General features: G+C 46.6%; 4 protein-coding genes. 3 read left to right on the top strand and 1 reads right to left on the bottom strand.

Going from position 1 to position 13,484, the window contains the following annotated elements:
- The first annotated feature begins 7 nt into the window (after positions 1–7).
- Complete coding sequence (locus THIAE_RS08295; RefSeq protein ID WP_006460988.1) at positions 8–1,774, top strand: ShlB/FhaC/HecB family hemolysin secretion/activation protein; 1,767 nt, start codon at positions 8–10, stop codon at positions 1,772–1,774.
- Positions 1,775–1,794: 20 nt separating this feature from the next.
- Entirely contained in the window at positions 1,795–7,464 is a 5,670-nt protein-coding gene (locus tag THIAE_RS10640; protein WP_025299384.1) for a GLUG motif-containing protein, read from the top strand.
- Positions 7,465–7,547: 83 nt separating this feature from the next.
- On the opposite strand, the gene THIAE_RS10975 is transcribed toward THIAE_RS10640, so the two are convergent.
- Positions 7,548–7,679, bottom strand: coding sequence for a hypothetical protein (locus tag THIAE_RS10975; RefSeq protein WP_006461109.1), 132 nt, complete (start codon positions 7,677–7,679; stop codon positions 7,548–7,550).
- 151 nt (positions 7,680–7,830) lie between these two features.
- Here THIAE_RS10975 and THIAE_RS08285 point away from each other — a divergent pair, with 151 nt between their 5' ends.
- Positions 7,831–13,443: a two-partner secretion domain-containing protein gene (locus tag THIAE_RS08285; RefSeq protein ID WP_025299383.1), complete on the top strand. Its 5,613-nt coding sequence runs from the start codon at positions 7,831–7,833 to the stop codon at positions 13,441–13,443.
- The last annotated feature ends 41 nt before the right edge of the window (positions 13,444–13,484 follow it).

Below are 13,484 nucleotides of genomic sequence, written 5' to 3'. Positions count from 1 at the left end.
CTAAATTATGCACAAGAAAAAAATCAACGCCTCTAAAACATTACTCGTATTAACTACTGCCGCCTTGGTAACGCCGGTCTTAGCGCAAACCCCAGACGCCGGTTCACTGTTGCGCGATATTGAAACCCAGCAGCGCGGTATAGATCGCTTGCCCGATGCGCAAAGTCGATTACCCGCCCCCTTACCAGACACGGGTGCCACGATTCAACTACGCTCGATAAGTTTTCAAGGCTATGAAGGCATGGCCACTGAGCGAGAATTACTAAACCTGGTGAATGATCAAATTGGCCAATCTTTGGGCTTCAATGGCCTGCAACATATTGCCGATCGTGTGACGGAATATCTCAAAAATAAAGGCTATTTTTTGGCTTTTGCCTATTTGCCAGAACAAGACATTAGTGAAGGCGATTTATTGATTCTAATTCAGCCCGGACGTATTGACGGTGATGGACGCTGGAGCCATGTCATTGAGAACACTGAAATTAACCTTAGCGAACAGCGTATCGTAAACACGCTCAATCATGCGCTTAAAGCGGATTCCGGCGGTGTCGTGCAAGCCAATCAACTAGAGCGCGGTTTGCTTATTTTTAACGATTTAGCAGGTGTGGCGGCGCGCTCAAACTTACAAGCGGGCAGTGAAGTCGGCACCACCCGCGTGAATGTGTTACTCGATGCCACGCCGCGTTATACTGGTGCGGCTTGGGTAGATAATTACGGCAACCGCTACACCGGAGAATGGCGCGCTAATGCGATGGGCAATATCAATAATCTAGCTGGCATGGGTGACCAACTCAGTTTAATGGCCAGTGTGAGTACTGAAACCTTTACTGAGGACCTCGCACTTAAATATGCGCGTTTAGGTTATAGCTTGCCAGTGGGTTACAGCGGTTTAATGCTAAACACGCACATAAGTTACCTAGAATATGAATTGGGGCGAGAGCTTAAGGGTGATGGCTTTGAAGGTAGTGCACGAACAGCAGGCTTGGAATTGCGTTATCCAATATTTCGTAGCCGCTTGAATAACCTTTATGCGACAGCGGGTTTTGATTATAAACAACTGGAAGATAGACAGCTTAGCCTACAGATTAGGGACCGTGTTTATAACACGGCCACGATAGGTTTGAACGGCGACCGTTTGGATCAGTTTGGTGGCGGTGGTTTAACTAATTATGGCATTCGTTTTAGCTCGGGGCACTTAAATCGTAAAGGCAACCGAGGTGATTTTGAACAAGATCAAACAGGCCCAGCAACCCACGGTGATTTTACCAAATCAGTTTTAAATATCGCCCGTTTACAAAAACTAACGGCACGTACCAGTCTATTAGCCACTGCGAATGCTCAATTTAGTACCACTAACCTAGACTCAGCCGAAAAGTTCTCACTAGGTGGTCCAAATGGCGTGCGCGCTTATCCCGGTGGTGAAGCTTCAGGTGATAAGGGTTATTTACTCACCTTAGAAGGACGCTATGACCTACCTCAGCCGGTATTTAATGGTCAGTTGCAGTTAGTTGCCTTTGTGGATCACGGCGAAATTACGCTGCAAGCCGCTAAATGGGATAGTTATGTCCCAGCGAATGATAATGGCAAAAACAGCTACAGCATAACGGGTGTCGGTGTCGGTGCAAACTGGAGCTTTAGCCAAAACATTTCAGTCCGTGCCAGTTATGCACATAAAGCGAATGACGAGGTCGATAATCGCAGTACAACGGGCCGCGATTCTGAAGGACAAAAAAATGATGGTCGCTTCTGGCTACAAGCCATGGCGCGATTCTAAGGTGATAGGGAGAATTTAACATGAACACAAAAAATAACAAAATCAAACGTGCCTCGCTCAACCACACCTATCGTCTAGTCTGGTCTGATGCCAAACAAATGTTTATTGCTGTCGCTGAAATCGCCCCAGGCAAGGGCAAACGCAAAGGCGGTATAGTCGGCGCGGTGGCCGCGCTGATGTTGGGTTTTGGTGGTGTTGCGCATGCCCTTGACCCGGGCACCTTGCCCACCGGTGGCAACGTCACCCACGGTAATGCCACGATTAACCAATCCGGTAATGTGATGAATATCCATCAAACCACCGATAAACTCATTACTAACTGGAACAGCTTTAATATCGGTGCCGGTGCAACGGTCAACTTCCACCAACCCGGCTCTAACAGTGCCGCCCTCAACCGCATTAACGACACCAACCCCAGCCAAATCCTCGGAAACCTCAATGCCAATGGCAACGTCTATCTGATTAACCCTAACGGCATATTGTTCGGACAAAACGCCCAAGTCGATGTTGGTGGCTTAATTGCTTCAACACTCGAAATCAGTGACCAAGACTTTTTAAACAACACCCTCAACTTCAAAAACCTGGGGTTAAGTGACGGCCAAATCAAAAACCTTGGCAACATCCGCGCCAAGGGCGGGGTGGTCGCACTCATTGCCAATCAAGTGAATAACCAAGGCCAGATTCACGCCGACCACGGCAACGTCGCCCTCGCCGCCGGTAACCAGGTTACGCTCGACTTCACTGGCGACGGTTTAATGACCGTCACTGTGGAACAAGGCGTGATTGATGCCCTAGCCCAAAACGGCGGCCTGATTCAAGCCGATGGCGGTTTTGTCATAATGACCACCCAAGCGCAAAACGACATCTACCGCAACGTGGTCAATAACACCGGCATTATCCAAGCGCAAACCCTGCAAGCCGATGCCAGCGGACGCATTATGCTGATGGGTGGTATGACTCAAGGTCAAGTGATTGCCGGCGGTACCTTGGATGCCAGCGCGCCAACAACCGGCGATGGTGGTTTTATAGAAACCTCTGCGGCGAATGTACAAATCCAACCAGGCCTGCAAGTCACCACCAAAGCCGAAAACGGCAAAACTGGGGAATGGTTAATTGACCCGACGGACATTGAAATTGTTTCCGGAGCAGGTGGCGATTTTGCAGGTGATCCCGTGACCAGTAGCAGTTCGTCAATTGGTGCTGATACCCTTGTTGCCAACTTGGCAAACAGCAATATAACGCTACAAACACCTGCTGATGGCAGCGACGACGGAAATATCACCGTCAGTGCCAATATTGTTTGGAACGCCAATACTAGTCTGACCTTAGACGCGCATAACAATATCTACGTCAACGCTAAAATCGAAAACACCAATATCAGCGGTGGAGGGGTTTATTTTGACGCATTAAATAATCATTCAGCGGTTCAATTCGATAGTAACGGTAAGGTTGTTATCCACAACGCCGAGCAACTGCAATGGATGAACACTGCGGTTCAGGGAACCTATGAACTGGGATCAAATGTTGATCTCATTGGCGTAACTTGGACACCAATAGGTGAAGATTCCAGTAGATTTACAGGTCAATTTGATGGGCTTGGAAATACTATTTCTAACCTAACTGTCAATAAAACGGCCGGTGAAGGTGCTGGATTATTTGGTTCGGTTGATAATGCGCAGATTTCAAATATTCACTTAATAAATATTGATGTCATCGGAGTTAATCGTGTTGGCGGTCTTGTCGGGGCGGCTTTTAACAATACGAGTATTCAAAACGTGTCAACGGATGGACAGGTTAACGGAACTTTGGATTCTACCTATACTCAGGTGGGGGGTGTGGTCGGTTATCTTCACAACTCAACTATTACACAAAGCTACAGTCAAGCTTCAGTGGAAGGCCCTCATGGTAGCTTAGGTGGATTAGTCGGTTATGCAACAGGGGCAGCTTCATCGATAACAAATAGTTATTCCACAGGCTCGGTAACGTCCACCAATAATCAGCCGTTCGTAGGTGGTTTGATTGGTGGAATTGCTGGTACGACAGTATCCAATACATACGCCACTGGCTTGGTAGCCAATACTAACGCCACCAATGTCGGAGGGTTAGTTGGCGGCTTTAATGGTGGTACAAATATCATTAACAACAGTTATTGGGATAAAGAATCAACAGGAAAAGACGTAAGCGCAGGCGGCACGGTTATGTCGTCCGCAGAGATGAAACTAGATTCAACTTTTTCAAGCTGGTCAGGTGCTGGCATTTGGACACTTGCTGAGGGAGTGTCAGTAGAAGGTTATGGCACTCTTAGACCCTACCTAACCAACGTGACTAGGGTAGAAGATAGAGACACAGCTTCGACACTTTTCAATAGTGGTTGGGGTGGCTTAACAAATGCCGAACAAACCGGTGCCGATGGCAGTGCCTACACCATCACTAACTGGAATCAGCTACAAAACATCAATATTGTATTAACTGAAGGTTATGATTTTGTTCTATCCAACGGTTTGAACAGTGCTTCTGCAGGTTATAGTGATCAGGCTGGTACGAGTGCCAATGGAGGAAAGGGCTGGAGTCCAATAGGTGCAGACCCAAATAGTCTTTTAGGTAGTTTCAAGGGTAATTTCGATGGTGCGGGTTTTAGCGTTAGTGACTTATACATTAACCGGCCTGGCGAGAGTTTTGTCGGCTTGTTCGGCAGTACAAACCTTGCAACCATCAAAAATATTACGGTTTCTGGACAGGTAATCGGTGATGCAAATGTTGGGTTGGTGGTCGGAAGGCTAACCAATGCCAGTGATACGATTGAAGGTGTTGTTGGGCAGGCGGGCAGTGTGACCGGTACTAACTCCGTAGGAGGCCTATTCGGTAGTGTCGTGAATGCAGATTTAATAGACTCTGTCGCATCCATTGATGTTGAGGGTACAGCCGATGTTGGTGGCTTGGTTGGGAAGAGTGAAGACGCGGAAATCAGCAATAGTTACGCAACCGGCACTGTTAGAGGTAATGAAAATGTCGGTGGTTTGGTTGGTAGTAAAGAAGTTGGTGGCGATAAAGTTGGTAAGATTATAAATTCCTATGCGACGGGCGATGTTTTTGGCGGTCTTGATGCTAGTACAGCAGCATCTAATATAGGTGGGCTTGTCGGTACGCTTGTTGGTACAAATAAGATGGGTGGTCAGATTAGTGAAAGTTATGCGACTGGTGATGTGACAGCAAATGGTGCAAATGTCGGCGGTTTGGTCGGCTTATCTGGCTGGGATTCTGTAATTGAGCAAAGCCATGCTACAGGTAATGTCACAGGGATCAATCGTGTAGGTGGACTAGTAGGATGGCTTATAAATGGCTCTTCAGTTTCTCAGAGCTTTGCGACAGGAGATACTATCGGAGCTTCTGGAACAGATAATGATAGGTTTCATGGTGGCCTAATCGGTGTAGTAGAGTATGGAGCAAATAATGTTGAACTTAGTTATGCCATGGGAGAAGTTGCCGCTAATAATGGTCAAAGTACAGGTGCAAGCACAGCAGGTGGATTGATTGGATTCTTGGCTAACGGCACGGTATCAGATAGTTACGCGATGGGTGATGTGAATGGTCGCTCTAATACAGGAGTTGGCGGCCTTATAGGAAAAGTAAACGATGGTGCAATAGTAACAAATACTTTCTCTACAGGTTCAGTTAGTGGTGCAGGTAGCAATATCTTAGGTGGGCTGATTGGTGTCAATGAAGGTACGAATAATATCAACAACAGCTTTTGGTATAGCCAAGGTAACACACACATATCGGGTGGAGCAGGTGAAGCTAAAACACAAGAAGAGCTATTGACACCTTCAACTTTCACGGATGCAGGTTGGGACACTACGGGCAATATTTGGTCCTTCCCAAGAGAAGGGTTAGGTGCGGCAGTAGAAGGGTATGAGTATGGTGGTGGTTTAGGTTTAGCTTATTTAACAAATGTGACACGAGTTGAAGATCGTTGGGGAGAAGCAGCACCGACGATTTTGTTTGCAGGTGGCTGGGGTGATGCGGATGGTGATGGGGCTTATACCATCACTAATGCAACACAACTACAAAACATTAATCTTGTAGCTAATAGCGGCTTTGATTTTGAGTTGTCGAATAATATCGACCTAAGCGGTGTTACCTGGACGCCAATAGGCAACAGTTTTGATAACAAATTTTCAGGTGTTTTTGATGGGGATGGACACACAATATCAAATCTTGAGATTAATAGCACAGGTGTGGGTATAGGATTGTTTGGTTGGACAGATGGTGCCACTATAAAAAATGTTGGACTTATTGATGTTAGTGTAAAAGGTGACGAATTTGTCGGTGGATTGGTAGGTCTTTTGGAAAATAGTCGTGTTTACCAAAGCTATTCTGTTGGAGGCAATGTAACGGCTAGTAACCAATTTGTCGGTGGTTTAGTTGGTCGGGCTGACTCAAGTGAAATTGAGAAATCTTACTCTACTAGTAATGTTGGCAATGAAACGAATAAAGGTGAAAAAAGTGGTGGTCTAGTTGGTGCGTTATTTTTAAACAGTAGTGTTAAACAAAGCTATGCAAGTGGTAATGTTTTTGGCTCGAATTCGGTAGGTGGTCTTGTTGGGTTCGCAATTGGCACTATCGAGCAAAGCTATGCAAACGGAGCTGTAGTAGGTGATAATGAAGTCGGTGGCTTAGTTGGTTTTCTTGATAGAAAGAGATCTATTGATGAAAGTTACGCGACAGGAAAAGTAATAGGCAGCAGTGATGTAGGTGGTTTAGTTGGGTTTAATGAGGGCAATATCACTAACAGCTATTTTGATAAAACTGTAAATAGCGGTATGACGGATGAAGCGACGTATGGCAAAACCACGGCCGAGCTGCAATCCTTAGCTACGTTTGAAGATGGCTCTGAAGGATGGAATATAGTTCAAGATACAAGCTTGGGTCAGATTTATCCTCGATTAGCGTGGGATTTGCCTGGCAATTATGGGCCAGCTGTATGGGTAATTGGCGCAATGCCTGGAGGCGACGGAGGAAGTACATCAAGTGGAACGGGTACTGGCACCACGGTTACAGAACCTGTTCGCGATAATCCGCAAAACCAGCCTGATACAACGGACACAGGCTCAGTAGAGCCAGGTTTGACTATTAATCAAAACGCCGGTTCAACGCTATTAGCGAGTTTAAGTAGCAATAACCTTGTTGTGGATCAACGTTTAGGTGCGCCCGGGCCTGGGCTGGTGATTGGCGGAGAGCGGATTGGTTTTAATTTTACTCAAGTCGGTGGTACCAGTACCTTGAGTTTAGCGACAAATAGTGGTGAAGGCGCGTCAGCTAGTGGTTTACCGGTATTTAGTAGCCGTGGTGATAGCGTGTCGTTGAGTCGTTTAGTGGCGGTGGAAGATACCGGTGGCGCGATTACCAGTACACCAGTGGCTGATGCTAACACCGCAACGGTAGCGATACCCAATATAGCAAATGCAACGATTGTGCAAAGTACTCAGGTTCAAGTCGGTGGCTTGGGCGCGGTGCGAGTCAGCCTAACCGAAGACGGGGTATTGATTGTTGAAACCCCATCAGGCAGTGTGACAGAGAGTGACCAAGTCACGCTGATTGCGATTGCGGCGGCAAAAACCATGGGCGTGACTGTCGATAAACTCAAAGGGGTGGTGATTCGTCAGAGTTCACCCGCGAATCGACAAGCTTAAGCACGTTCTTAAAACCGTGTAAAATCCTAATCTAGCCGGGGTCTAACCCCGGTTTTTTATTTGACAACCTGATTCGACCTGCTTCACCAGGCCTGGTGACGAAAGGTTTTATGTTTGGCTAGGCGGTTAAAGCCGCGTTTGGCTTTTGGATAGTCCTGCTGGTTGAGCGCGTGCTGGCTGTGTTGTAGGACAAAACTTAAAGGAAGTATCGGCATCGCAGGGTTAGGCTCGTTGGTTGTTTTGTATAGCTTATAGTCTGAAAGGCCGGAAGTCAGCAGAAAAGCCAAAATATCAGAAAATGTCAGAAAACTCTAAAACTGTTTCTTGTAATATTAATTTGAAAAATACTATTATGAGGAACAAGTCATGCAACACCCAAACAGCAAAATCAAACGCGCCTCGCTCAACCACACCTATCGTCTAGTCTGGTCTGATGCCAAACAAATGTTTATTGCTGTCGCTGAAATCGCCCCAGGCAAGGGCAAACGCAAAGGCGGTATAGTCGGCGCGGTGGCCGCGCTGATGTTGGGTTTTGGTGGTGTTGCGCATGCCCTTGACCCGGGCACCTTGCCCACCGGTGGCAACGTCACCCACGGTAATGCCACGATTAACCAATCCGGTAATGTGATGAATATCCATCAAACCACCGATAAACTCATTACTAACTGGAACAGCTTTAATATCGGTGCCGGTGCAACGGTCAACTTCCACCAACCCGGCTCTAACAGTGCCGCCCTCAACCGCATTAACGACACCAACCCCAGCCAAATCCTCGGAAACCTCAATGCCAATGGCAACGTCTATCTGATTAACCCTAACGGCATATTGTTCGGACAAAACGCCCAAGTCGATGTTGGTGGCTTAATTGCTTCAACACTCGAAATCAGTGACCAAGACTTTTTAAACAACACCCTCAACTTCAAAAACCTGGGGTTAAGTGACGGCCAAATCAAAAACCTTGGCAACATCCGCGCCAAGGGCGGGGTGGTCGCACTCATTGCCAATCAAGTGAATAACCAAGGCCAGATTCACGCCGACCACGGCAACGTCGCCCTCGCCGCCGGTAACCAGGTTACGCTCGACTTCACTGGCGACGGTTTAATGACCGTCACTGTGGAACAAGGCGTGATTGATGCCCTAGCCCAAAACGGCGGCCTGATTCAAGCCGATGGCGGTTTTGTCATAATGACCACCCAAGCGCAAAACGACATCTACCGCAACGTGGTCAATAACACCGGCATTATCCAAGCGCAAACCCTGCAAGCCGATGCCAGCGGACGCATTATGCTGATGGGTGGTATGACTCAAGGTCAAGTGATTGCCGGCGGTACCTTGGATGCCAGCGCGCCAACAACCGGCGATGGTGGTTTTATAGAAACCTCTGCGGCGAATGTACAAATCCAACCAGGCCTGCAAGTCACCACCAAAGCCGAAAACGGCAAAACTGGGGAATGGTTGATTGATCCGAATGATTACACAGTTGCGGCCAGTGGTGGTGATATTACCGGTACACAGCTTTCAACTAACCTGGGTACGACCAATGTCACGATTCAAAGTGTGGAAGGCTCAAACTCAGGCAATGGCGACATCTTTGTTAATGACGAAATCACCTGGTCAAGCGGTAATACCCTGACGCTAAATGCGATTCGCAATATCGAAATCAATTCAGCGATTGATGCCAGCCAAGGCGATGGTGGAAAGTTGGTGCTGGAATATGGGCAAGGGTCTGCCAATGGCACAATTGATGATCAGCAAGCCTATTACCTGATCAACGCACCAGTCAGCTTGCAGGCCAGTGGTAATGCTAATGGTAATAACGGTTCAACCCCAACCAACTTCACTACGCAGTTGGGTTCAGATGGCACAGCGATTCACTTCACCACTATTACCAATGCTGAGGGTGCAGATTTAAATAATCAGCTTCAAAATAACCTAAATGGTAACTTTGCACTTTCAACGAATATTTCCCTAACCGGAACGAATAACTGGACACCTGTTGGCTCCTATACGGGTCATTTTGATGGTTTAGGTCATACCATCTTTAATCTGTCGATAGATAAAGCAAATGACGCAAATGTTGGTTTTTTTGGTGTGCTGCATGATGCAACGGTTCAAAACCTGAATATTCTAAATGCTGATGTGACCGGTCGCACTGGGGTGGGTGTTTTTGTTGGTAAAACCACCGGTACCACGACCATCACAAACGCACATGTTTCAGGAAAAGTTGTAGCTACAGGAACAGGTGCATCAGATGCAGGTGGTTTTGTCGGGTTTGCAACGCCTCTGACCATAAGCTTCAGTAGTGCTGCCGTGGATGTAACCGCTGCTGGTCGTAATGTAGGTGGCTTTGTAGGTGATGCAGAGGGTGGAAGTTATCGATATATCCTAGCGACAGGCAATGCGACATCAACAGGTCGCGGGCAAGTTGGTGGCTTTGGTGGACTGGTGCGTGCTGATGTTAGCGATAGCTACGCACTAGGCAATGCAACGCAAGCAGGCACAGCGGATCAAGGTGTTGGTGGATTTATTGGGAGGCTTTCATCAGGCGACATCAGTCGAAACTATTCTGTTGGTCAAGCAACTGGAGGAGCTTCTAATCAAGGTGGATTTATTGGGAATTACACTGGTGGAACTTTAGCTGATAACTTTTGGGATACACAGACTTCTAGTCGTGCAAATGCTGCAGGCAGTGGTGCTCCTACTGGTGTAGCTGGTTTAACAACTGCCCAGATGAAAGATACTAACAACTTCACACACTTGGACTTTGGCACTGATTCACAAAGCTGGGTACTCTCCTCTGAATTGACCTATGGTGGCTATCTTACCCATCGCTATACAGGTGGTTTTGCCGAGGCTACGACAAACAATGAAATTGCCTCACTCTCAAATTTAGTATGGCTATTAGAAGACAATAGCATATGGAGTGGAAGCTATACACTCACCAACTCAATTAATGCTGTATTTACCGCAGGTTGGGACTCCAATAAAGGTTGGACTCCGCTAGGGAATAGCACAACAAAGTTTACAGGCCATTTTGATGGACTCGGTCACATGATTTCCAACCTGACTATTAACCGAGCTACTGACAATGTTGGTTTTTTTGGATTTACAGCGGGTGCATCAACTTCAGATCGCGTAACAATTTCAAATTTGGGATTGGTTGGTGCAGCAGTGACTGGTCGCAATCAAGTCGGTGCGCTTGTGGGGCAAGCCATTAACACAACAATAAACAACGCTTCTGCTTCTGGATCAGTAAATGGAAGCGGAAGCGTTGGTGGATTAATTGGCATAGCAGAAACTGTAAATATCTCTCGATCTTACGCCGTTGTTGATGTGACGGGCACGGGAATCAATGTCGGTGGTTTGGTCGGCAGGAGTTTCAGCAGCAACGGAATGATTACTGAATCGTATGCAACGGGTAATGTCAAAGGTGATCGTTACGTTGGTGGCTTAGTGGGTAATCTTCAAAATCCTTCGATAACCAATTCATATGCAATCGGCGATGTTGATGGACGAGATGATGTTGGCGGTCTGGTTGGACGCTCTCACTACTCTAACATCACTGATAGCTATGCAACAGGTGTGGCGACAGGCACTACTGATAACGTAGGGGGCTTGGTTGGATTTTGGAGCCCCGGGTCGCCCAATACAATTACCAATAGCTACTGGAACAGTGACGCATTACATTCGGGAACAAATGAATTGGGTATTGGTAAAACTCTCGCTGATATGTATGACTCTGCAACTTACACAGGATGGAATACATTTATATGGAGTTTCTTTGAAGGACGTGGAGCAGCGGTAGAAGGTTACGAAGTTGCGCAAGGCTTGCCCTATTTAACTGACGTTACCCGAAAACAAGACAGAATCGGCGAGTTTGATACCCTTTTTGCGAGTGGTTGGGGTGGCTTAACAAATGCCGAACAAACCGGTGCCGATGGCAGTGCTTATACCATCACAAATGCAACACAACTACAAAACATTAATCTTGTAGCTAATAGCGGGTTTGATTTTGAGTTGTCGAATAATATCGACCTAAACGGTGTTACCTGGACGCCAATAGGCGATAACTATACTCGGTTTTCTGGAAACTTTGATGGAAAAAATAACACACTTAGCAACTTAACCATCAATTCAGACGATGGACAACAAGGACTTTTTGGTGTTGTTTCGGATGGAAGTATTAAAAACCTTACGCTTAGTAATGTTTCAATGCAAACATCTGAAGATGATATAGGAACCTTAGTGGGTCGTGTTGAAGTTGCAGATGGTAAGTCTGTAGCGATTGAAAATATCACACTGAATAATTCAAGCATTGATTCAAGCAGTGGCAGGTATATCGGTGGATTGATTGGGTCTATAGAACATTCAATTGGAGCGACAGCTCAAATAAGCCTTAAAAGAATTGAAATCAATGATTTAGACATAGATGCAAATGGTGCACGAGTGGGTGGTTTAGTAGGTCTAATAGAGGCTGAGAGTGGTTCCACTGTAGATATATCAGTTGAAAATGTCATGATAAGAAATCTTGATATTGAAGTACTTGGCACTCAGAGTTATGTCGGTGGTATTGCTGGTGAAGTGAGAAACAGAGGTAATGGCGAAATTACACTACGACAACTCGCTGTGCGTGATGGTGATATAAAAGCAGTTGAGAGCGAATATGTTGGTGGTTTAGTCGGAAGATTACGAGATAACTCTTTACTGGATGAAAGGAATTTATTTATTGGTAGGGTTGATGGTAGTAATCAAGTTGGTGGTTTGGTTGGAAGGTTGTCTGGTAACTCTGTTTTGAATTTTGGCTATGTTCAAGCTGATGTAAAAGGACATGGATCTAGGAGTGACGGGATAGAAGCTGCAGGTTTGATCGCAGGCTACACATCTTCAAATGATCAAACTATTACAGAAATTTATGCTGTTGGTTCTGTATCACATATTGATTCTAATGCAACAGCCATTGGAATTATTGGCTATTCCGCTAGTGAAGGAGATGTTTATGAAGATATTTATTATCATTCAACAGCAGATGTGCTTGAGTTTATCGGTGGGTATGTGGAGGGCGAGTATCCAACGGTAACAAATGCAACGGAGTTGACCCAAGCTCAAATGCAAGGAGCACAAGCTAGAGAAAATATGGTGGGTGTTGCTGATACGACTAGATGGGACTTTGACAATGACTGGCTTGCCAGTCAAGGGGCCTACCCTATTTTTAAGTGGGAGTCAGATGAGTTTGATATTTTCTTTGAGTCAATTAATACCGGTGGTACAGGCGATACAAGTGGTTCGAGCGGTAGTACCACAGGTTCTGAGGTCGCTGATCAACAAAATAATCAAAACAACACCGAGGTGAATCTGGTGCAAGGCGCAGGGGATAGCAACAGTCCGGCTCCCTCATTGAGAATCAATAACAATGCCGGTGTGACCTTACTTGCTTCAGCAGGTCAAAATCGATTGGTGATTGATCAGCGCCCGGCACCGGCTCAAGCTGCGCCAGCTGTACAACCACCAGGCCTGGTGATTGCGGGTGAGCGTGTGCCGGTCAACTTTGTGCAAGTGGGTAATACCACCACATTGGATCTCGGTGAAGCCAATCCTCGTACTGAAGAAGTTAGCTTAGAAGGCTTGCCGATCTTTGCCGCTTCCGGCAATGAGTTGGTGCTGGATAGTCTCGTGACGGTTCAAGACCGTGGCAATAGCATTAGTGCCAGTCGTTCGGATATTCAAGGTGCGAACGCTTCGGCGCCGAGCTTGGCGAATGCGGTGATTACCGAGCGTACTCAAGCGGAAGTGACGTTTGACAACGGTCAAAACGGTCAGATCGAAGTCAGCATGACGGAGGATGGCACTTTGATTATCGAAATCCCACAAGATGCGGTCTTGTCAGATGAAAATCAAGTGACCTTGTTGGGTGTCGCCGCCGCCAAACGTGCTGGTGTTGCCACCGAGCGTCTGCGCAATATCGTGGTACAGCGTAGATAAAAAATCCGTTAAGATGGTTTTAACCTTGAAGGCGGTGTTTC

Origin of the sequence: Thiomicrospira aerophila AL3, assembly GCF_000227665.2 — a bacterium.
GTDB lineage: Bacteria > Pseudomonadota > Gammaproteobacteria > Thiomicrospirales > Thiomicrospiraceae > Thiomicrospira > Thiomicrospira aerophila.
This window is presented reverse-complemented; position numbering and strand designations above follow the sequence as displayed.